The 22,503-nt window shown below is 45.3% G+C and carries 13 protein-coding genes; 12 read left to right on the top strand and 1 reads right to left on the bottom strand.

Features of this window, described 5'->3' with window-relative positions; all coding sequences use genetic code 11:
* Positions 1-310 precede the first annotated feature (310 nt).
* The 10 genes from QUA88_RS17300 (at position 311) to QUA88_RS17345 (ending at position 20,603) form a co-directional block, all read left to right on the top strand.
* The gene (locus tag QUA88_RS17300; protein ID WP_333055991.1) at positions 311-3,049 is read left to right on the top strand and encodes a DEAD/DEAH box helicase; all 2,739 of its coding nucleotides are present in this window, start codon (positions 311-313) and stop codon (positions 3,047-3,049) included.
* 476 nt (positions 3,050-3,525) lie between these two features.
* Positions 3,526-6,294 carry a family 10 glycosylhydrolase gene (locus tag QUA88_RS17305; RefSeq protein WP_445300595.1) on the top strand — a complete coding sequence of 923 codons (2,769 nt, stop codon included), beginning with the start codon at positions 3,526-3,528 and terminating at the stop codon, positions 6,292-6,294.
* A gap of 776 nt (positions 6,295-7,070) precedes the next feature.
* Entirely contained in the window at positions 7,071-11,015 is a 3,945-nt protein-coding gene (locus QUA88_RS17310; RefSeq protein ID WP_445300596.1) for a PAS domain S-box protein, read from the top strand.
* Between the two features lie 7 nt (positions 11,016-11,022).
* A complete protein-coding gene (locus QUA88_RS17315) occupies positions 11,023-12,447 on the top strand; it encodes a response regulator (protein WP_333055988.1) in 1,425 nt (474 codons plus the stop codon).
* 363 nt (positions 12,448-12,810) lie between these two features.
* Positions 12,811-13,203 carry a response regulator gene (locus QUA88_RS17320; RefSeq protein ID WP_333055987.1) on the top strand — a complete coding sequence of 131 codons (393 nt, stop codon included), beginning with the start codon at positions 12,811-12,813 and terminating at the stop codon, positions 13,201-13,203.
* Positions 13,200-15,758, top strand: coding sequence for a response regulator (locus QUA88_RS17325; protein WP_333055986.1), 2,559 nt, complete (start codon positions 13,200-13,202; stop codon positions 15,756-15,758). Before QUA88_RS17320 ends, QUA88_RS17325 begins: the two co-directional genes overlap by 4 nt.
* Complete coding sequence (locus QUA88_RS17330) at positions 15,733-17,391, top strand: adenylate/guanylate cyclase domain-containing protein (RefSeq protein ID WP_333055985.1); 1,659 nt, start codon at positions 15,733-15,735, stop codon at positions 17,389-17,391. Before QUA88_RS17325 ends, QUA88_RS17330 begins: the two co-directional genes overlap by 26 nt.
* Before the next feature lie 68 nt (positions 17,392-17,459).
* The gene (locus tag QUA88_RS17335; RefSeq protein ID WP_333210579.1) at positions 17,460-17,975 is read left to right on the top strand and encodes a DUF1499 domain-containing protein; all 516 of its coding nucleotides are present in this window, start codon (positions 17,460-17,462) and stop codon (positions 17,973-17,975) included.
* Positions 17,976-18,633: 658 nt separating this feature from the next.
* A complete protein-coding gene (locus QUA88_RS17340; RefSeq protein ID WP_333233412.1) occupies positions 18,634-19,488 on the top strand; it encodes a DUF2382 domain-containing protein in 855 nt (284 codons plus the stop codon).
* A 221-nt stretch (positions 19,489-19,709) separates the two neighbouring features.
* Positions 19,710-20,603, top strand: coding sequence for a DUF2382 domain-containing protein (locus QUA88_RS17345; RefSeq protein ID WP_333272845.1), 894 nt, complete (start codon positions 19,710-19,712; stop codon positions 20,601-20,603).
* 26 nt (positions 20,604-20,629) lie between these two features.
* Here the strand turns inward: QUA88_RS17345 and QUA88_RS17350 are convergent, their stop codons facing one another.
* Positions 20,630-20,875: a hypothetical protein gene (locus QUA88_RS17350; protein WP_333262597.1), complete on the bottom strand. Its 246-nt coding sequence runs from the start codon at positions 20,873-20,875 to the stop codon at positions 20,630-20,632.
* A gap of 18 nt (positions 20,876-20,893) precedes the next feature.
* Between QUA88_RS17350 and QUA88_RS17355 the strand changes: the two genes are divergently transcribed.
* Both QUA88_RS17355 and QUA88_RS17360 read left to right on the top strand, forming a co-directional pair.
* Complete coding sequence (locus tag QUA88_RS17355) at positions 20,894-21,379, top strand: glutathione peroxidase (RefSeq protein WP_333161383.1); 486 nt, start codon at positions 20,894-20,896, stop codon at positions 21,377-21,379.
* 514 nt (positions 21,380-21,893) lie between these two features.
* On the top strand, positions 21,894-22,355 hold the full coding sequence (locus QUA88_RS17360; RefSeq protein ID WP_333234346.1) for a VOC family protein: 462 nt from the start codon (positions 21,894-21,896) through the stop codon (positions 22,353-22,355).
* Positions 22,356-22,503 lie beyond the last annotated feature (148 nt).

The raw sequence follows: 22,503 nt of genomic DNA on the forward strand, positions 1-22,503 counted from the left end.
TCGGCTGGGACTAATCAATATAGCGGTTCTCAAGCGTGGTGAGGTATGGGGGCGAGCCCTATGCCCACGGAACCCTATGCCCTATGAGCACCTCATGTTTTGGCAGTTGGCACAAGAAAGAAAAAATTTTTGCCTTCTTCCTTCTTCCCTCTTCCTTCTTCCCTCTTCCCTCTTCCTTCTTCCCTCTTCCTTCTTCCCTCTTCCTTCATAGCCGATTTGCGGGCGTTGGTCTAAAATCAATACAGTCCCCTGCTGACTTGCTTTTAGCAAGATTTCAGCATACTTACCCTGAAACCTGATAATAATCCTTGTGCCAGACACTGCCCAGAACCGCCCAGAGCTGGATCTGAAGACCATATTTCCCTTCGAGCTAGATAACTTTCAGAGAGAGGCGATCGCCGCCCTCGATGCAGGTAAATCCGTTGTCGTGTGCGCTCCCACAGGCTCTGGGAAAACGTTAATCGGCGAATACGCCATCCATCAAGCACTCGACAGAGGGCGGCGCGTCTTCTACACCACACCCCTCAAAGCACTCTCTAACCAAAAGCTGCGCGACTTCCGCAGTCAATTTGGAGACGACAACGTAGGTTTGCTCACCGGCGACATCTCCGTCAATCGAGATGCGCCGATTTTGGTGATGACTACCGAAATATTTCGGAATATGCTCTACGGTACGCCGATCGGAGAAGTCGGCACTTCCCTCACCGGAGTCGAAACCGTCGTGCTCGACGAGTGTCACTACATGAACGATCGCCAGCGCGGTACCGTCTGGGAAGAATCCATCATCTACTGTTCGAGCGAAATTCAACTGCTGGCCCTCTCAGCAACCGTTGCCAATAGCGAGCAACTCACAGACTGGATTAACAAAGTCCACGGGCCCACAGAGCTCGTCTACTCAGACTTTCGGCCAGTACCCCTGCAATTCCACTTCGCCAACCAAAAAGGGATATTTCCGCTGCTAGACGAGACCGGCAAAAGAGCGAATGTCCGGTTAGTCCCCAAAAAGAAGCAGCAAAAAGTAGAAAGAGGCAGCATCCCCACTCCGAGTTTGACCGATGTTTTGGCCCGGTTGGACGATCGAGATATGCTACCAGCAATTTACTTCATCTTCAGCCGTCGCGGGTGCGACCAAGCAGTCGCAGAAGTCGGCAACTTCTCCCTAGTTAACGAAGCCGAAACAGCCGAACTCAAACGCATCATTGACGATTTTTTACAGCGAAACCCAGAAGCAGAACGCTTCGGTCAAAAAGAAGCACTTTTAAAAGGCATCGCCGCCCACCACGCAGGCATTTTGCCCGCTTGGAAAGGTTTAGTAGAAGAACTCTTCGGCAGAGGTTTGATTAAAGTCGTATTTGCCACCGAAACCCTAGCAGCCGGGATAAATATGCCCGCCCGCACCACAGTCATTTCCACCCTGTCCAAGCGCACCGACAAGGGACACCGACTGCTAAACGCTTCAGAATTCCTCCAAATGGCCGGTCGGGCGGGTCGGCGGGGCATGGACAAGCAGGGGCACGTGGTCGCAGTTCAGACGCGCTTTGAAGGCGCAAAAGAAGCCTCCTATTTGGCAACAGCCAAAGCCGACCCCCTCGCCAGTCAGTTTACGCCCAGCTACGGCATGGTGCTGAATTTGCTGCAAACACACACTCTCGACGAAGCTCAAGAGTTGGTAGAGCGGAGTTTTGGTCAATACCTGTCTACCTTGTACTTGCAGCCCCAGCAATCAGAATTAGACCGACTGCAAACAGAATTAGCAGTGCTGGAACAGTCCCTAGCGGCCGGAGGAAATGTCTCCACCCTGGAAAAAAACCTCGCCCATTACGAAAAATTGCAGGGCAGACTCAAAGAAGACAAACGTTTGCTGAAAACTCTATTGCAGCAAGCTGAAGAAGCCAGATTTAAGGAAATGTCCGTAGCTGTGGCTTTTGCAGTGCTCGGCACGGTTCTGAGTCTCAAAGGCAAGCACGTTCCGACAGCCAAACGATCGCACACAACTCCTGTACCCGCCGTATTGGTTGCCAAAGTCGCAGGTTCCGGCCAAGCACCAAATTTGGTGTGCTTGGGCAAAGATAACCGCTGGTATGTCGTCGCCATTAGCGATGTCGCTACCCTGCACGCCGAATTACCCCGCTTGAGCGTTGCAGATACCTTGAACCCGCCCTCGGAAATGCCCCTGAGACTCGGCCAGTGCCGCTTGGGAACTGAAGAAACTGCTTCAATTGCTGCATCGATCCCACCATTGCCCACACCAGAACCGACCCCAGAGGCTCACGAGCAACAGCGGAAAATCGCAGCCCTAGAAGCTCAGCTAGAAATTCACCCGGTTCTAGAATGGGGCAATCCCGGTACTTTGCTCAAACGTCAGCGCCGCCGGGAAGAATTGAAAAAAGAAGTTCGCAAAAGCGAAGAAGACTTAGAAAAGCAGAGAGCTCGCTACTGGGAGGAATTTCTCAACTTAATCGACATCTTGCTGAATTTTGGCTGCTTGGAAAGAGTAGTTTCGGCAAATGTAAACCGAGATGACTCCTCCGGTAGGTTAGTACCCACAATCTTGGGTCAAGCTTGCGCCGCCATTCGCGGCGATAACGAACTGTGGCTGGGTTTGTCCCTGATGTCTGCCGAGTTTGACGAACTCGACCCCCACCACCTCGCTGCAGCTTGCGCGGCCTTAGTTACAGAAGTTTCCAGGCCCGACAGTTGGACTCACTACTCGCTGTCGCCAGAAGTTTTGGCACCTTTGGACAATCTGCAAAAAGGCTTGCGCCGCCGATTGTTTCAAGTGCAGCGCAAGCACGATTCTGCAATTCCGATTTGGCTGGAACGGGATTTAGTGACTTTGGTTGAACAGTGGGCTCTGGGTGTTGAATGGCTGGAACTGATTAGCCATACGAGTTTGGATGAAGGGGATGTGGTGCGGATTTTGCGCCGGACTTTGGATTTCTTGTCTCAGATTCCTCATGTTCCTCATGTTTCCGATTCTTTGCGGAGGAATGCTTGTCGGGCGATGCAGTTAATCGATAGATTCCCGGTGAATGAAGCTGCAAGTTAGAAAAGTGTTGACAGTTGACAGTTGACAGTTGGCTGTTGACAGTTGACAGTTGGCTGTTGACTTTTGGCTGTAAGGATCGTGGATTAAATAACTTCGTAGGTTGGGTTGAGGAACGAAACCCAACGCCACGCTTGATTGTTGGGTTTCGTTCCTCAACCCAACCTACAACAAATGCAAGTTATTTAATTCTCATTCCTAAGCTGTGCGGCATCTAAATTGTATTTTTGGTTTTTCAACCCAAATGCACCCAGATTTTAATCTAAAATCGTTTCCGGTGGCATCGGTATTGTTCAAATGTCCAAATATTCAAACAGTCAACTGTCAACTGTCATGAGGAATAGACCCAGATTTAAATCCCAAATCCCAAATCCCAAATCTAAAATCTAAAATCTAAAATCTAAAATCTAAAATCGCTCGATCTTAATTGTTATTGAAATTTTCCGAAACGGTGCGCTGGGTAATTCTCCTATTTTATGATGCAACAAATCAAAAAGCCCGATCGACTGCCTGATGCCTGCTCCCAGGCTAAAAAAACTCGCTTTTTCACTTTCTTGCAAAGAGTCCTAATTGGCACTCTAGCGAGTACATTACTCCATCTCTTCATCCTATTTCCCTCTCCGAGTTTCGCAGAAGTAGTTCTGGGCGTAGTTCGCAGTTCCGAGAATTCTCCCGACTGGGTAAAGATTACCACGCGCCTCTGGGAAAGTGGCATTGCTTACAAACCAATCAATCTCGAAGAAATCAAAAATTTGGGGGATTTAACAGGCGTTAACGTGCTGTTTTTGCCCAACATTGAAACTTTGAGTCCGGCACAAATTAAAGTTTTAGAAGCTTGGGCATCCCAGGGCGGCCGCTTGATTGCTTCGGGCCCCGTCGGCCGCAGTTCCCCAGCCTTGGTGCGCCAATCTTTGCGATCGCTCCTTGGGGCCTATTGGGCTTTTCCGTTAACCCAACCGGCGACTCCGCAACCGCGCAGCCGCTGTCGGGATCTGGCTTGCACTACTTCTAGCAATTGGGTGCCACCCGAACAAAAAAATGCCTCAGTCCAAGGCGGTGTCTTGATTCCGGCTGATGCAAACAGTCAAACTATTGCTACTTGGAAAGATAGTTCCGGTTCCTCCGCAGCCATCGCCACGGATCGCGCTACCTACCTTGGCTGGCGTTGGGGTAGCGACGGTTCGGCAAATGTAGATAAGGCTTGGCTCCAAGCCTCGATCGCCCGCTGGGGAGGCACAATCGCTTCTGGGCCCTCCGCGCCGCCCACTGCTGCCGCGACCCCACTGCCAACCCCCCCCTCCAGAGTCACTAGAAACAGCCCTAGTTTGCCGCGTACTACCCCGCTGAGCCGACTTTCTCCCTCTGGCTCGCTTCCCGATTCAGTACCTGCAACTTTTACAGACCCTTCGGATCAGTCGGCGCCGGCGGGTTTGGACGTGCAGCCCAATTCCAATAAGCCGATCGTCAGCATTGAAGCGTACTTGATGCGCCAAGAACTCACTAACCTCCTCGGCCGGTTTGAAAGCGCCCTGACAGCATCTAATTCAGCCAATACCGCCATCAATCTCAATGCTGCTACCTCCCCTCAACTGCTGGCTGCAGAACAGGGCGGAGGCGGCCCAGCAGCCAGTCGCCCCCCTGTTCTGCAAGCGATCAGGGTACGGGCGATCGCCCAAGCGCGGCAGGTTTTGCAAACTTTTGACCAACTGCTGCAAGAGCAAAACTACGCGGAGGCGAGAAAGCAGTGGGTGGAAGCGCGACAGTTGCTGTGGGAAAATTACCCGAAGGAAGGACAGCGGGTTGGGGCGGAAATTCGGGCGGTTTGGCTCGATCGCGGGACGATCGTCGCAGCACGATCTGAACAGGGTTTGGCGGCAGTGTTCGATCGACTCGCCGCCGCAGGTATCAATACTGTTTTCTTTGAAACATTGAATGCCGGATATACCATTTATCCCAGTCAAGTTGCACCGCAACAAAATCCCCTAACAGTTGGCTGGGACCCGCTGGCATCGGCAGTTAAATTAGCCCACGAGCGAGGCATGGAACTGCACGCTTGGGTCTGGGTTTTTGCCACAGGAAATAAGCGCCACAATACTTTAATTGGCCAGCCTAGTTCTTATCCCGGCCCGGTGCTTTCCGCTCATCCACAGTGGGCAAATATTGACAATAAAGGACGCACGCAAAATCCTAACGATGGTAAATTTTATCTCGATCCGGCAAACCCGGAAGCGCGGAATTATTTGCTACAAATAGTCAGCGAAATTGCCAATAACTACAAAGTAGATGGAGTGCAATTAGACTATATTCGCTATCCTTTTCAAGATGATAATGCGAACTTTACTTACGGTTACGGTATTGCGGCGAGGCAGCAATTTAGGCAGTTGACTGGTGCAGACCCGGTGAATATTTCCCCCAGAAACGGCAGTTTGTGGCGGCAGTGGGTTGAGTTTAAAACTAATCAAATTAATAGTTTTGTAGCTGAAGTTTCTCAGCTTTTGCGGCAGAATTATCCGCGCACAATTCTGTCGGTTGCAGTGTTTCCGCACCCGGAAAGTCAGCGGATTTACAAAATTCAGCAAAATTGGGAAGTTTGGGCTCGTCAGGGCATTGTAGATTTGATTGTGCCGATGACTTATGCTTTGGATACGAACCGACTTCAACGCATCACTGAACCCTTGGTAAATGAACAAATTCTGGGTTCGGCTTTGATTTCTCCCTCGGTTAAGTTGTTGACTCTCCCGGAAGTTGTGGCGATCGACCAAATTCAAGCTTTGCGCGATTTACCGACTGGGGGCTATGCTATTTTTGCTGTGGAAAGTATCAGCAGCGCGATGCAGGGGTTTTTTAACCGCACTCAAGGCCCGCCAGTGCGTTCTACTTCTGCTGCAGAGCCCATTCCTTACCGACAGCCGTTTGCAGCGGCGGCTTCGCGGTATACTGCTCTCAAGCAGGAATGGAGTTTTTTGTTAGCTAACAATGAGTTGCGGGTGTCGGAATCTGAACTGAAGGTTTTGCAAAGTCGGGCGGATGAATTGGCGCAAGCTTTGAGCAAGTTGGCGGCAAATCCTTCTAGAGAAAGTTTAGCAACTGCTAAAAGATTGTTGGGGAGTTTTCAATCTCAGTTTCAATCTTCGATGCGCTTGCATTCTGCGGAAAATAGCTATCAGGTACAAACTTGGCAGAATCGTTTGGAGAGTTTGGATATGCTTTTACGTTACGGCGAAAGGATGGAGTTGAATCGCAGGTAAATACAGATTTTTGGGGTGTTTGCTGCTCTGGATAGTGCGATCGTGCTAACATTTGGGCGATCGTACTCTAATTAAGTTAGTTCGCGATCCACGGGTAATCCTCACCTTGTTTTTTTCACAGTCATACTTCGTTCAATCCCGCAGATGCAGTAAAAAACCCGGTGGTTGAGCGAAGCCGAAACCCGCTGTCTTGGGTCGGAGTGCGATCGCGAACTGTAAGTTTGTAAGGAATGAGAATTAAATAACTTACAATGCGTCATGGTTCTTGTGGGATGGGCGTCCCGCCCGTCCATAAAGGGCGGGCTCTTAGGCCCAACCTCTACTCCCCACTTTCAAGAGTGTCAATTATTTAATTCGCGATCCTAAGTAGGTCATCACAAAATAACCATAGTATCTTATCAGGGAGGATTGAGCTAAGATCCACGATCACAGCGAGTAGATGAGTCCTCTCACCCGCCCGAACCATGTAATGTTTATTTGCACTCACATCTTGCACCATTCTCAAGAACGGGCTCTGGGGCCCGTTCCACAAAAGATAATTTTTCTTGTGGAACAGGCCGAAAAGCCTGTTCCTAAAAGGCTAATTGAGAATGGTGCCAGATATAAGTTTGCACCTACTTAGTGAGGACGGAAGTCCTCAAAACTCTTAAAGGTCCAGTTAAAACAATTTGACGATGAGTGATTAACCGGATTTTATATTCCTCGCTCGTCTCTCGACCCAAGATTTTAACATCTACTAATTTAAAATGCCCATTTTCACTACTTTTAGGATGAATATGTTTCCTAAACCCCTCAATCGTTTAGCTACAAAATTTATCGGCAAAGTTCCATTACAAACGGTGCTAGTGGTTCCTTTTTTAGTGCAAATTGTCGGCACGGTAGGAGTTGTAGGTTGGCTATCTTTCCAAAACGGTCAGCGGGCAGTCAACGATGTTGCTGCTCAGTTGCGGGGAGAAATTAGCGATCGCATCAAAGACCGCATGGAACATTATATGTCAATTCCCCACATTGTAAATTACCTGAACCTTCAAGGCATAAAACTGGGGCAATTGAACCTAGAAGACAAGCAAAAACTAGAACATCATTTTCTAGAACAAATTCAATATTTTGATTCTATCAGTATCATTTACACAGGCAAAGAAAATGGAGAACACTCTGGAGCAATCCGCACTAAAGATGGGATTTTGATATCTGCTGCTGACAGCTCTACTGACAATAAATTAGCTCGATATACTGCGGACTCTCAGGGAAACCGCGTTCAATTAGTGCAAATTTCACCCGATATTTATGACCCGCGAACTCGCCCTTGGTACATAGCAGCGGCTGCGGCAAAAAAACCTATTTGGACTCCAATTTATACAGATTTTTTGACTAGGGAACTGGCAATTACGGCTGCTTTGCCTATCTACGACGACGCTGGCAAATTGTTAGGCGTAGCTGGCAGCGATTTGCTGTTTTCCCGCATCAAAGAATTTCTCGTTAGCCTCAAAATTGGCAAATCAGGACAAACTTTTGTCATGGAGCGATCGGGGATGTTAATTGCTACTTCTACGGCGAGTCCAGAATTCGTGGTGGAAGGTAAAGAAACAAGGCGCATTAAAGCTTCAGAAAGCGAAAATCCGGTAATTCGCCAAACTGCACAACATTTAGATAAATCCTACGATAGCTTAGCTAAAATTAATAATTCTCAACAACTTACTTTTGATGTTGATGGCCAGCGAAATTTTATTCAGGTAGCTCCTTTTAAAGACGATCGAGGGTTGGATTGGCTGATTGTCGTAGTTGTGCCAGAGTCTGACTTTATGGAGCAAATTAACCTCAACACGCGCACGACTTTTTTACTGTCGCTTGCAGCATTGCTGGGGGCGACAATTCTGGGAATTCTTACTGCTAAATGGGTAATTCAGCCGATTTTAAGATTGAATGCTGCCGCGAAAGCTTTGGCGCGGAATGAATGGGATACAAAGCTCACTCTGAATCGCGAAGATGAACTCGGAGAACTTGCCACTGCTTTTAACAGCATGGCCGAGCAATTGCAGCATTCATTTACTTCTCTCTCGGAAAGCGAAAACCGAGTAAAACAATTTTTAAATGCAGTACCGCTAGGAATTTTTATTGCCGATCCCAACGGTCAACCTCACTACATTAATCCTACTGGAGAGCAATTGTTAGCTCAAGGAATTGTACCAGCCGATTCCGAAACTTTACGTCAATCCTACCGAGTTTATTTAGCTGGGACTCAGGAAATTTACCCGGCAGAACGCGACCCAATTTTAAATGCTTTGCAGGGTAAGAGTGTAACAGTTGATGACCTTGAAATCACCTCGACTGACAAAACTGTTCCCCTGCAAGTTTGGGGAACTCCTATTTATGACGCTCAAGGAAATGTTATCTACGGGATGTGCGCTTTTCAAGATATTACAGAACGCAAACTAGCGGAGAAAGTATTAAAGGAATACAACGACAATTTGGCAGTGCAAGTTGCCGAACGTACCGCCGATTTTGCCAAAGCACAAGAAAAGTTTTCTAAAGCTTTCCGTTTAAGCCCTAATGCGATTACCCTGACTAGAATCAGCGATGGTCGTCATATAGAAGCCAATGAAAGCTTTTGTCGGATGATGGGGTACAGTCACGAAGAAATCATTGGCAAAACTGCGGTAGAACTCAATTTTTGGGCGAGTTTGGGAGAGCGCGATCGCATGATTCAAATGTTGAAAAATAAGACGGCTATTCACAATTATGAGCTGAGGTTTCGCAATAAAAATGGTACAGAAAGAACGGCACTACTGTCTATAGAAACCATCAATATTGACGGAGAAGCTTGTTTTTTGTCGATTTCTAGCGATATTACCGAGCGCCAAAAAGCCGAAACTGCACTCCGGGAAGCAGAAGAAAAGTACCGCAATATTTATGAAAATGCTTTGAATGGAATTTTTCAAACTGCTATTGACGGGAAATACATCAGCGCTAACCCCGCTTTAGCTAACATCTACGGTTACGACTCGCCAGCAGATTTAATAGCAGTACAGCCGAATTTCCATAACCAGCTTTATGTGAAACCCAACCGCCGCGATGAATTTGCTGCGCTGATGAACGAGGACGGAATACTATCAAACTTTGAATCGGAAATTTACCGCAAAGATGGCAGCATAATCTGGATTTCGGAAAATTGTCGCGCTGTCTGCGATGAAGCAGGAAATCTGCTTTACTACGAAGGCTTTATTAAAGACATTACTGATAGCAAACAAGCGGAAATCAAAATGCAGCAGGCGAAAGAAGCGGCCGAAGCAGCAAACAAAGCGAAGAGTACCTTTCTCGCCAATATGAGCCACGAATTGCGATCGCCCCTGAACGCGGTCATCGGTTTTGCTCAAGTCATGCTTCGCAGTAAAACTTTGTCTCAGGAAAATCAAGAAGATGTCGGAATTATCCTGCGGAGTGGCGAACATTTACTGACTTTAATTAACCAAGTTTTAGACTTATCAAAAATTGAAGCCGGACGCACTACTATTAATTCAAAAAGCTTCGATTTGTACCAATTAATCGACGATTTAGAAGATATGTTTGCTCTCAAAGCTGAGCAAAAAGGTTTGCAATTAATATTCGACAGGGATGCAGAAGTTCCCCATTACATTTGTACTGATGAAGTTAAATTGCGGCAAGTCTTAATTAATTTGCTCAATAATGCAATTAAATTTACTTCAGAAGGGGGAGTGTCGATGCAAGTCAAAGCAGGAAGGCGGAATATACATAAAAACAGCACTGACCAATTGCCCGGCCACTACTGGCTGCATTTTGAAGTTCAAGATACTGGTGCAGGCATTGCTGCTGAGGAAATCAATCAGTTATTTGAAGCATTCGTGCAGACGAAAACAGGTAAAGATTCTCAGGAAGGAACGGGTTTAGGTTTAGCTATTAGCCGCCAGTTCGTGCAATTAATGGGAGGTGAAATTACGGTTAGCAGCGAGATCGGAAAGGGTGCATTATTTCAGTTTGATATCCAAGTTCATTTGGTTGAAGCTAGTGATATTGAAAGCAAAAAAACTCAACGTCGAGTTGTTGCCCTGGAACCAAATCAACCGAGTTATCGCTTGCTAATTGTGGACGACAAACCTTTGAACCGCCAACTGTTAGTAAAACTTCTCAGTCCACTCGGATTTGAGTTGAGAGAAGCGAATAATGGTAAAGAAGCGGTTGATATTTTTAGGGAGTGGGAACCGCATCTGATTTGGATGGACATGAGAATGCCTGTGATGGACGGCTATGAGGCAACGAAACAGATTAAAACTACAACTGGCGGGCAAGCAACGGCGATTGTGGCCCTAACTGCTAGCGTTTTGGAGGAAGAACGGGCGGTGATTCTTTCGGCGGGTTGCGATGATTTTATGCGGAAACCGTTCCGAGAGGAGGATATCTTTGTGGCAATGGGGAAACATTTAGGAGTACGCTATATTTATGAAGATCCAACGGCAGTAAGTGCCACAGGTGTAGAGGAGTCCAGTCAGGAGGTGCTGATACCGGAGGCTTTCGCCTCTCTTTCTCCAGATTGGATGGCCCAATTCAAGCAAAGTATTTTGAGTGTGGACATGGAGGCGATCGCCAGTTCGATCGCACAAATCGGCACTGTCAATCCCTCTCTTGCGGCCAAGCTTCAAGATTGCATTAATAATTTTGAATATGACAGAATTTTGAACATAATCGAACTCAGCGAGAAACAGTAAAGACCCGATGACTTTAACTATACCTAAAACCAATCGAGCTAATATTTTAGTAGTAGACGATACCCCAGAAAACCTGCGGCTGCTGGCAGGAATTTTGAGCGAAAAAGGCTATCAAGTTCGCCCCGTACCCAATGGCAAGCTAGCATTGTCTGCTGCTCAAAAAATACCTCCGGATTTAGTGCTGCTGGATATTATGATGCCGGAAATGGACGGCTATCAAGTTTGCCAGCAACTCAAAGCTTCTGAAATTACCAAAGACATTCCTGTTATTTTTATTAGTGCGATTAATGACGTGCTGGATAAAGTTAAAGCTTTTGCAGTTGGTGGAGTTGACTTTATTACTAAACCGTTTCAGGTTGAAGAAGTTTTAGCCCGGATAGAAACTCATTTAAAAATTTGTTCGCTGCAACAAACTTTGCAAGAAAAAAATCAAGATTTAGCAACGGCGCTCCACCAACTGCAAGCCACCCAAGAGCATTTGATTCAATCGGAAAGAATGGCAGCCCTGGGACAACTGATTGCCGGCATTGCCCACGAAATCAATACCCCCCTGGGCATTATAGGTTCTTCTATTAATAATATAGCTAATTTTTCCGACGATTTTTTAGAGAAATTTCAGGAAATTTATCAAAAACTTTCTGACGAAAGCAAAGCTTATTTTTTAGCTTTAATGTACAGAGCAACCCATCAAGAAGTTTTATTCACAAGTAGAGAAAAACGCAAGTTTAAGCAGCAGTTGACTGCGGACATGATGGCAGAATCTGTTGAAAACTCCGAGGAAATTGCGGATACTTTAGTTGACATGGAAATCTACGAAAATATAGAAGAGTTCTTGCCGCTTTTCAAATCGCCGGATTGGGAAGTAGTTTTAAATAGTGCTTACCAGTTTGCGAGCTTTAAAAAAAGTATTAGCCTGATCCAAAGAGCCACAGCGAAGTCGGGAAAAGTAGTATTTGCCTTAAAAACCTACGCTCATTTTGATAGCAAACCAGAAAAAGTCCAGGCGAACTTACATGATGGCATTGAAACGGTGTTAACCCTTTATCAAAATCAACTAAAACACGGTATAGAAGTAGTGAAAAATTATGGAGATTTACCCGAAATTATGTGCTATCCCGATGACTTAAATCAAGTTTGGACGAATCTCGTTCATAATGCCCTGCAAGCAATGGATTATAAAGGTGTTTTGACGATTGAAACTGGGCAGCAAGGGGCGAATATTTTACTTAAGTTTACTGATAACGGCAAAGGTATTCCCTCAGAAGTTATTCCCAAAATTTTTCAGCCATTTTTTACGACAAAATCTGCGGGCGAAGGTAGCGGTTTGGGATTGGATATTGTGAGAAAAATTGTGGAAAAACACGAAGGCACAATTGCTGTTGATTCTGTACCGGGGCAGACAACTTTTACAGTCTCGCTGCCAATTTATTAAACAAAACTTACCTGTAGGAGCTGATTCCCTCTGACCGAAAACATCCAGGATGCCAGCCCCCAAATTCACCCGTCCAGAAATAAAAAACTTGTATCGGATAAAGGCGCGCCCGAATTTATCTCGCGCAAGTCAAGGCTTCAATTCTTTAATCTGCAATCTAAAATCTAAAATCGATTGACTCCCGTCGCTGTCTCGCTGACAAATACAAGATTTATTACAATAAACCGGGTTAATCTTCGGAAGTCCTATTAAAATAAGATAGGGGACAGATATCCTGCTTCCTTGCCCGAAATCAATAATGTAAAAAAATGTAAAAGCAAGTCCTATCGATAAACCTAAGAAAATTTAAGCAGAGAGGAAAAGATGAATAAGCCTGTAATTATTTGCGTTGACGATGAACCAGATATCTTGAATACTCTCAAGATGCAGCTCAAAAATGAATTTAAAAATGATTATTTTTATGAATTAGCTGAAAGTGGTGATGAAGCTTTAGATTTACTTGAGGAATTTCAAGAAAAAGCTCAGGTGATTGTGGTTGTTTCGGATTGGCTGATGCCGGGAATTAAAGGTGACGAACTTTTAATCAAAGTTCACCAAAAGTATCCTACAATTATTAAAGTGATGTTGACTGGACAGGCCGAGGTATCGGCTGTTCAGCGGGCAGTAGAAGAAGCAGATTTATACTGTTGTTTGTACAAACCCTGGCAAAGCAAAGACTTAATAGAAATTATAAAATCTGGGCTGGCTAAGTTATGAAAAAACCTGTGATTGTTTGTATTGATGATGAACCTGACGTTTTGAACAGTTTAAAGATTGAACTGAAAAAGGCGATCGGCGATCGGTGTATAATTGAAACCGCTGAAGGGGGGGCTGATGCTTTAGAGTTGCTGGCAGATTTGCGGGCAGATGAATACGAGATTGCTTTGGTGCTTTCCGATTATATCATGCCGGATATTAAAGGAGATGAACTGCTCAGAAAAATTCACGAAAGCTCGCCGGAGACGCTGACTATTATGCTAACGGGACAAGCTGATTTGGAAGCCCTGAGCAATGCTATCAAGTATGCTAAGTTGTACCGTTATATTCCTAAACCTTGGCAAAATGAAGACTTAAAATTAACGGTAGTAGAAGCAGTTCACAGTTATTTGCAAGATCAAAAGTTAACAGATGAAATTCATAAGCGCCAAGAAGTAAATGAGGAGTTAAAGCTAGCAAATGAGGCGCTGTCTGCCAGTGAAAGCCGCCTGAGTCAATTTTTAGAAGCTTTGCCAGTGGGGGTATCTGTTTATCATCCCGATGGCTCGATCGCCTATTTCAACCAGACAGCGCGGGATTTGCTGGGTGCAGACACTATCCCGGAAAGCACTGCGGAACAATTAGCTGCGACTTATCAACTGTATGTTGCCAATACTGATGAGCTTTATCCGCCGGATAATCTGCCAATTTTGCGTGCACTGAATGGAGAATCTGTCAAGGTTGACGATGTAGAAATCCGTCAAGATGGCAAAAGAATTGCGATCGAGATCAATACCACGCCGATTTTTGACGCTAGCGGAAATATTGTTTATGCGATCGCAGCTTTTCAAGATATTAGCGATCGCAAACAAGCGGAAAAAATACTAGCAGATTACCACCACACCTTAGAAGCCCAAATTGACGAACGTACAGAACAACTGCAACAAGCTGCATTAGCTGCTGAAGCAGCAAACAAAGCTAAAAGCACGTTTCTCGCCAATATGAGCCACGAGTTACGCACCCCTCTCAATTCTATACTCGGCTTTGCACAAATCATGGAACCCAGTCCGGATCTTACTGTCGAAAACCGAGAAAATATGAGAATTATTCGCCGTAGTGGCGAACACTTGCTTACCTTGATCAATGAAGTCTTAGACTTGTCAAAAATCGAAGCGGGGCGGATGACACTTAACCCGAAAAACTTCGACATCTACCGCTTGCTTGACGATTTGCAAGATATGTTTCAACTGCGGGTACATAATCAAGAATTGCAGTTGCATTTTCAGCGCGATGCTGACGTTCCTCAGTACGTGCGAACCGATGATATTAAACTGCGGCAAGTGTTGATTAATCTTCTGAGTAATGCGATTAAGTTTACCCAAACAGGCGAAATCATCTTAAGAGTTATCAAGTTAGAAAAATCGGGTTTTCTGGATTTACTGGATAGTTCTACAGCTTGCTTTGATACCACAAGAAGTATTCGGGATTTTTCGAGAACTAGCAGTGATTTTGCAAAGGTTGAATGGAGCGATGAGGCTGAGGGTTCAACTGTGCCTGGTTTTTTTCTTCTATTTGAAATTGAAGATACAGGAGTTGGCATTGCTCCTGAAGAATTGGGCAGCATTTTTAATGCTTTTGTGCAAACAGCTTCCGGTCAAAAAAATCAGAAAGGCACGGGTTTAGGATTGAAGATCAGTCGTCAATTTGTCCGCCTGATGGGAGGCGAAATTGTCGTAGAAAGTCAACTGGAACTCGGCACTACTTTTAAATTTGAAATTCCAGTGGGTGCCGTTGATGCTGCTGAGCTTCCCGATCCGGAACTTAACCGCGAAGTGAGTGGTTTGGAACCCAATCAACCGTGCTACCGGATTTTAATTGTGGACGATCGCGAAGACAACCGCCAACTTTTAGTCAAAATGCTTTCTCCTTTAGGTTTCGGGGTGGAAGAAGCCACCAACGGCCAGGAAGCAATAGAAATGTGGGAAAATTGGCATCCGCACTTAATTTTGATGGATGTGCGAATGCCGGTGATGGACGGCTACGAAGCTACTAAACAAATTAAGACTAGAATCAAGCAGAGAGAGCAAGAGGGGGAAATGAATATTTCCGATCCCGAATCCCCGATTCCGAAGATTATTGCTTTGACAGCTAGTACAATTGAAGGAAGGCAAGCGTTTGCTTTATTGGTCGGCTGCGACGATTTTATTAGCAAACCTTTCCGCAAAACCGATATATTTGATGCCATCACCAAACATTTGGGGGTGAGGTATCTCTACTCTAACTCAACGGACTTTATCTCAATAGGCGATCCAAATAATTTATCTGACTCGCTCTCTAATGCTGCGCTTGCTTATTTACCCATACTTCCCGCAGAATGGATAGACAACATGAAGCAGGTAATCCGCAGTGCTGATTTTGACTTAATTGTCAGGACAATCGACGAAATAAGGAGGCCTCATCCTGAATTGGCGGAAATCCTCCAGGGTCATCTCGATAATTTTGATTACCAGAAAATTCTCAATTTAATTGCCGAGGCGGAGGAATCAGATAATGCAGATGAAGGCGGAACAAACTGAAAACCATCAAGCGGATATTTTAGTAGTTGACGATACACCAGATAATCTGCGTTTGTTAATTAGAATTTTGCAAAAAAATGGCTATAAAGTTCGACCAGTTACTAATGGTTTTTCGGCGTTAGATGCTATTCAATCTAGCGCGCCAGATTTGATTTTGCTCGATATTATGATGCCGGATATTGACGGGTACGAACTATGTAAAAAATTAAAATCCCAATTGCAATTTCGGGAAATTCCCATCATTTTCCTGAGTGCGCTGGAAGAAGGAATAAATAAAGCCAAAGCTTTTGAAGTGGGCGGCTCGGATTATATAACTAAACCTTTTCAGGTGAAAGAAGTATTGGCACGAGTCAGCAATCAACTTACTGTGCGTTCATTGCAAATGCAATTGCAAGAAAAAAATCAAAAATTGACCGATCAAAATATCCAGTTGCACCAGGAAATCGCTGAACGCCACCAGGTGGAAATGGAAACAAGATTGCTGCTGCAGGCTACACAAGCTATTAGCAAATCTGAAGATTTTGAGTCGGCTATAGATGTGATCTTAGGTTTAATTTGCAAAACTATTGAATGGAATCTGGGCGAAGCTTGGATTCCTTGCAGTGAGGGGTTTTTAAAATGCGCTACAGGTAGGTACGTGAGTGACTCCAGTTTTGCCCAATTCCAACAAACAAGTTGGGAGTTGATTTTTGCTCCCGGTGTGGGACTTCCGGGTAGGATTTGGCAGTCGCAGCAGTCTGAATGGATAGATGATGTTTCTAATGCACCGGAACAAGTTTTTTTAAGAGCTAAAATTGCGCTGAGTGTGGGATTGAAAGCGGCTTTTGGGGTGCCAATTTTGGCGGAAAACCAAGTGTTAGCTATTTTGATTTTTTATCGCGAGAAAGTTCTGAATTGTCAGCCGCGCTTGTTGGAATTAGTGAGCGCGGTTGCTACGCAGCTCGGTTCGTTGATTCAGCGCAAACAAGCTGAAGCAGCTCTGAAAGTGCAGCAAGAGCAAACAGAAAAATTGCTGCTGAATATTTTACCGAAACCTATTGCGGATCGTTTGCAAAAAGAGCAAAAGTTGATAGCGGAGCATTTTGATGAGGTGAGCGTCTTGTTTGCTGATTTGGTGGGTTTTACAGAGTTTTCGGCTCACAAAAGTCCGACGCAGTTGGTAGAAATTTTGAATGGGATTTTTTCGGAGTTCGATAGGTTGTCTGAATTGCACGGGTTGGAAAAGATTAAGACGATTGGGGATGCTTACATGGTGGTTGGGGGTTTGCCGACGCCGCGGGAGGATCACTCCTCGGCGATCGCACTTTTAGCTTTGGAGATGCAGGCAGCTTTGGGGAGGTTTAATGCCAAAATGGGAGAAAATTTTCAATTGAGACTCGGAATTCACAGCGGTTCGGTGGTGGCTGGAATTATTGGGATTAGTAAATTTAGCTATGATTTGTGGGGCGATACTGTTAATGTTGCTTCACGCATGGAGTCGAACGGATTGCCTGGTAAAATTCAAGTGACGGAGGCGACTTACGAGCGTTTGAAAGAGCAGTTTGTTTTGGAAGAACGGGGTCATATCCCGATCAAAGGCAAAGGAAAGATGCTGACTTACTGGTTAATTGAAGAACAAAAGAAATCTTTTTAAGTTTATGATGTAAATTTCAATTAATATGAAAGGTAGACCGCATTTATACTTTCAGGAGGGCTAATCCTTTGCAAACAGTTGAAACAAAATCGCCGACAGCGTTGAAAAGAGTCCTAGTTATTTTAATATCACTGCTAGCAGTAGCGGTACTGTCGATCGCTACTTTTATCGCTCTACCCGGAGAAAAAACAATGTTTGCTGGAACTAGACCTGCCAATATCGGAATTCAGTCAGGAAAACTCGCAGCGTGCCCGAGTTCCCCCAACTGCGTCAGCAGCTTCAGTCAAGATGCCGAACACAAAATTGAGCCTTTGGCATACACTTCGTCCCAGAGTGAAGCGATGGTAAAGCTCAAAGGGGCGATCGAGTCCTATGGCAAAACTAAAATTATCACGGCAACTGATAATTACCTGTATGCGGAGTTCACCAGTGCTTTGATGGGGTTTGTTGATGACGTTGAATTTTTGGTAGATGATGGAGCGAAAGTGATCCATGTGCGATCGGCTTCGCGTCTGGGACAGTCGGATTTGGGAGTTAACCGCAAACGGATAGAAGCTATCAGAACTCAATTCAATCAACTCTGAACTTAAAATTTCTAGCTTTCCCGAAGCCCCTCTCCTACACGGCTGTTTCATTATCCGTAGGGGCAAACCCCCCGTGGTTGCCCCGATATTTGAAACACCGATTCCCCACGTCCGTGGAGGGGGTAGGCACGGGGGCGCTACCCCTACAAAACGATGATTTCCCTTCATCCGTGGAGGGGGTAGGCACGGGGGCGCTACCCCTACAAAACCATGATTTCCCCACGTCCGTGGAGGGGGTAGGCACGGGGGCGCTACCCCTACAAAACCATGATTTCCGTGAGAATAAAACAGCCCTGCCCTCTCCTACAAGATGAGGGGCTTTGAGATTTGTGTACTACTATGTAATGTTGATTTGTCACTACCTAGTTAACAATTATTAACAGTAGGCACAGCGCAAAGGAGTGTCCAGCAGGGGGAGTAGGACACCGCAATGCCGTTTTCCTACGGTTGGCTTTCAGTTTTAAAACTTGTTATAAGATTGACGATTTTATAGTTTTACAATCTTTAAAATAGCTGAGCGCGCTAGCACAGAAGAAGAGATGCCGTAGTATTCCTATAGGATTAAACAACCTAAATGATACACTTCTGACTTTAGGGAGAGGGAACTGAACGAATTAATTTCTACTATTAAATTAAGTAGAACAAAGAGGAAAAACACATGGCACTTCAAAAATTAGCAGACTTTTATCCTAATTATCAGGAAGAAATCTTTGCTGGAGACGACATCAAGGGATTTGATGTTTATGCTGGCGACTCGGATGAAAAAGTAGGCACGGTTTATGACGCTTTGGTTGATGACAGTGGTCGTTTTCGCTATCTGGTAATTGATACCGGTATTTGGATTTTTGGCAAAAAAGTATTGTTGCCAATCGGCTCGGCTCGCTTCGACTACGGCGCCCGTCGCGTCCACGCCACAGGTCTTCGCAACAAAGCTCAAGCAGAACAATTGCCAGCTTACAATGAATTAGAACCATTAGATTACGATCGCGAAGAACAGGTAAGAGGCGTCTACCGCAATCAAGACACTGCCGCGGCCCGCACTGCAACTCCTGCTAGCTACGATCGCAGCAGCTACAGCTACGATATGGATCGCCCCCTCTACGAAACCAACGAACAGCAGCACCAAAATCTCAAGCTTTATGAAGAACGCTTGATTGCTAACAAACACCGCGCAAAAACAGGCGAAGTAGCAGTTGGCAAGCGCGTGGAAACTGAAACAGCGCGAGCTTCAGTACCCATTGAAAAAGAACGAGTTGTAATCGATCGAGTAACCCCGGTAGAAGCGGGTCGAGTAGTTTCAGTCGGTGAGGCTGACTTCCAATCAGGGGAAGTTGCACGCATGGAAGTCTACGAAGAAACTGCCGACATTCACAAGGAAGCTTTCGTGCGCGAAGAAGTCAACGTCAGAAAAGAAGTTGTTCGCACCACGGTTGAGGGCGAAGAAACCTTGCGTCGTGAAGAATTAGAGGTTAAGACCGATGGCACTGCGGTTGTAGATAATAAAAACATCTAAACCAACCGCAACAGGTATTGCATAGGAATTGTGCCTTAATGACATAATTCTGTCACCGCGCAGGTTTGATTGAATTGGTGGCGATCGCGCAATTCCTATGTGATTGGCGGGGGGGGTACAAAACTTGTCTAGTTTTGGCAACGTTTATGCACTTTCCCCGCCTTTACCAATTTCCCCTTACCAATTCATAATAAAAATCCCTAAGCAGGAAAGTTTAAAAAATGAACGGTCAAGCATCAGCAGAAAAAATAGCAACTGCCAAATCAATAACCCGTCTCAACCGGGTACCTGAAAAAGTCAGAACTAAGCTAAAAAGTTTTACCGTCAAAGACAACCAAGGTCATTTGGTCGGCAAAGTTAAAGATGTCTATTTTGATGCTAACGGTCAGTTAAACTTTGTCGTGACCGGGCTAGGCAGCGAAAATCCCCGCATTTTTTTATTAAGTGTTAAGCTGCTCAAGAAAGTGGATTATCACCAAAAAGCGCTGTTTGTAACTATTAATTCGGCTCAAGTCGATCTGCTGCCCGTAGTTTCGGCAAATGGCGAGCATCCGTATTTAGAAAATCCCTCGGAACCGGATAATGAATTTAGCAACCGTGAATTAACAAATGCCTCAACAGTTATGTCAAATCTAACAGATGCCGATCGCACAGATGGAAATTGGGAGACAGATCGGGATGAGGAAAACTTGGATATTGTCGATCAAGAAGTAATTCGCCTGCTAGAAGAACGATTGGTGATCAATCGCAGCAAGCGCAAAGTCGGCGAAGTCATAGTACGTAAAGAAATTGAAACTCGGATGGTACAAGTACCTATCCAGTGGGAAAAGCTGATTGTCGAACAAGTCGGCGACGATCCGAAGGTGTTGGCAGAAATAGATTTAGGCGAGGGAAACATCACCGGTATAGATTTGACGGAGATTAAGAGCGATCGCCAAGAACCGACAGTTAAGGCTGAATTTACCTCTGTGCAGAAAGCTAGCAAAATCTTAAATTCGATCGCCTCTCAACCCCGTCACGGTTGCGTCAAAGTCCGCCTAGAACTCGTTCTCGAAGACAAGCAACTTGAGGATACTTACCAAAAATGGATGACGGAACACCACTCAGAGAGTTAAAATATTCGTCCTTTTCGGTCTAGATTTTAGCTATTAGCGAGAAACTTAAATCTAAGAACGGACTGTGGCGATTCGTGCTGGGGAGAAAGTTCACCGCCATCTACTAAGATCATGTTCGGTAAATTAACCGTAATTTTGGTAGTGGCGGGTTTACCAATATCTATAATATAAGCCCGATATCCGTCAACCCGCCCCGACCGGGATATGGAAATTTTTAGCGATCGACCTCTAGACAAAATTGTAGCGACTTGCGGTAAAATTGTGGTGGTCAAATTTAAAAGTATTTGAAAATGCCCAGCACAATCTCCGACATTAAAGTAAAAACGATCGCAGGCGAAGACAAGCAGCTAGGAGAGTACGCTGGCCAGGTACTCTTGATAGTTAATGTAGCTTCCAAATGTGGCTATACACCTCAATACAAAGGACTCGAAGAATTAAGCCAGAAGTACAGCGCGGCTGGACTCCGTGTTTTAGGATTTCCCTGCAACGACTTCGGAGGTCAAGAACCCGGAAGTAATCCAGAAATCGTCAATTTCTGTACTACAAAATACGGCGTCACCTTTGAATTATTTGACAAAGTACGCGCTAAAGGCACTCAGCAGCACCCGCTGTACGCTAAGCTTACGAGTGCAGTCGAGCCCAAGGGTGAGGTTTCCTGGAATTTTGAGAAATTCTTAGTTAGCAAACAGGGTGAAGTGGTTGCCAGATTCCGCAGTAGTGTTGGCCCCGATTCGCCCGAACTGATCGCTGCCATCGATCGAGAATTGGCGAAATAAGAAGTTCGGCAACTAAGCAGTGTACAGGATTTAACTGATTTAACGGATGGATGTTTAGGGAAGAGGGAAGAAATTAATAGGCTTTTTTTCCAATAAGTTGAAAGCTATTTTTTTCCTTCTGCTTTTCCCCCTTGTGTGCAAGCACTAAACCATGAACAAATACCGATGATTGTATTTAATTGGAGAACTGTTTAATTTAATGGAAAATACATCGGGATTAGATTTAGTTGTAGGTGTACTTGCCTTCGCAATTCTGGCAGGTGGTCTGGCCATGCTATTTGTAGGCATGGCATCATTTCCTAAAGAAAAATAACAATACTAGGACTTACTCACAATTGTTGAGAAACCGGGTTTTTTTACGAAAAGACACGTTGTAGACCGCACCAAAGGTAAAAAACCCGGTTTCGAGGCCCCGATTAAGTCCTGACTACCAACTTAAAATGCTTATTTTACAGCAGACCATCTGAATAAATCAAACTCCTTTCAATTTGAACATTCGCAATTGATGACAATCATGCAAACTACCGAAAACAACGTCAAAATTGCCCTCGCGCCGGGGAATTTGCGCCGCGTTCACCATATTGCTTTAAACGTGCGCGACATGAAAGCTTCCCGCCACTTCTATGGTACAATTCTCGGTCTGCACGAACTAACAGGTGCAGAAATTCCCGCAACTTTAACAGAAATGGTAGCCGCTGGTAAAGTCGCTAATTTCGTTACCCCAGACGGTACTGTTATTGACTTATTTTGGCAGCCCGACTTGGAACCGCCAAACCCAGACCCGGAGAAAGCTTTTACCCGCGCCAACCACTTAGCCTTCGATATTGAGCCGGATTTGTTCGATCGCGCTCTGGAAGTGCTAAAGTCAAATCAAATTGCGATCGATAGCGGCCCCGTTACTCGCGCTACAGGACGCGGCATTTACTTTTACGATCCTGATGGATTTATCATCGAAATCCGTTGTGATGCAGTTTAAACAGTCGCTATCGGGTTCTCTGTAGTCCGTCTTCACCCTACATTTACTCTTTGGAGCGCGGTACTCCCTAATGATTGCTAATTAAATAACTTATAATTTTAATTATTATTGTGGGATGGGCGTCCCGCCCGTCCTTTTTGGACGGGCG

Source organism: Microcoleus sp. D3_18_C2 (assembly GCF_036702395.1).
In the GTDB taxonomy this organism is placed as follows: domain Bacteria; phylum Cyanobacteriota; class Cyanobacteriia; order Cyanobacteriales; family Microcoleaceae; genus Microcoleus.

Excerpts from the sequence above, each read along its gene's own strand:
- QUA88_RS17305 (WP_445300595.1), top strand. The coding sequence starts at position 3,526 with ATGCAACAAATCAAAAAGCCCGATCGACTGCCTGATGCCTGCTCCCAG.
- QUA88_RS17310 (WP_445300596.1), top strand. The coding sequence starts at position 7,071 with ATGTTTCCTAAACCCCTCAATCGTTTAGCTACAAAATTTATCGGCAAA.
- QUA88_RS17315 (WP_333055988.1), top strand. The coding sequence starts at position 11,023 with ATGACTTTAACTATACCTAAAACCAATCGAGCTAATATTTTAGTAGTA.
- QUA88_RS17320 (WP_333055987.1), top strand. The coding sequence starts at position 12,811 with ATGAATAAGCCTGTAATTATTTGCGTTGACGATGAACCAGATATCTTG.
- QUA88_RS17325 (WP_333055986.1), top strand. The coding sequence starts at position 13,200 with ATGAAAAAACCTGTGATTGTTTGTATTGATGATGAACCTGACGTTTTG.
- QUA88_RS17330 (WP_333055985.1), top strand. The coding sequence starts at position 15,733 with ATGCAGATGAAGGCGGAACAAACTGAAAACCATCAAGCGGATATTTTA.
- QUA88_RS17340 (WP_333233412.1), top strand. The coding sequence starts at position 18,634 with ATGGCACTTCAAAAATTAGCAGACTTTTATCCTAATTATCAGGAAGAA.
- QUA88_RS17345 (WP_333272845.1), top strand. The coding sequence starts at position 19,710 with ATGAACGGTCAAGCATCAGCAGAAAAAATAGCAACTGCCAAATCAATA.
- QUA88_RS17355 (WP_333161383.1), top strand. The coding sequence starts at position 20,894 with ATGCCCAGCACAATCTCCGACATTAAAGTAAAAACGATCGCAGGCGAA.
- QUA88_RS17360 (WP_333234346.1), top strand. The coding sequence starts at position 21,894 with ATGCAAACTACCGAAAACAACGTCAAAATTGCCCTCGCGCCGGGGAAT.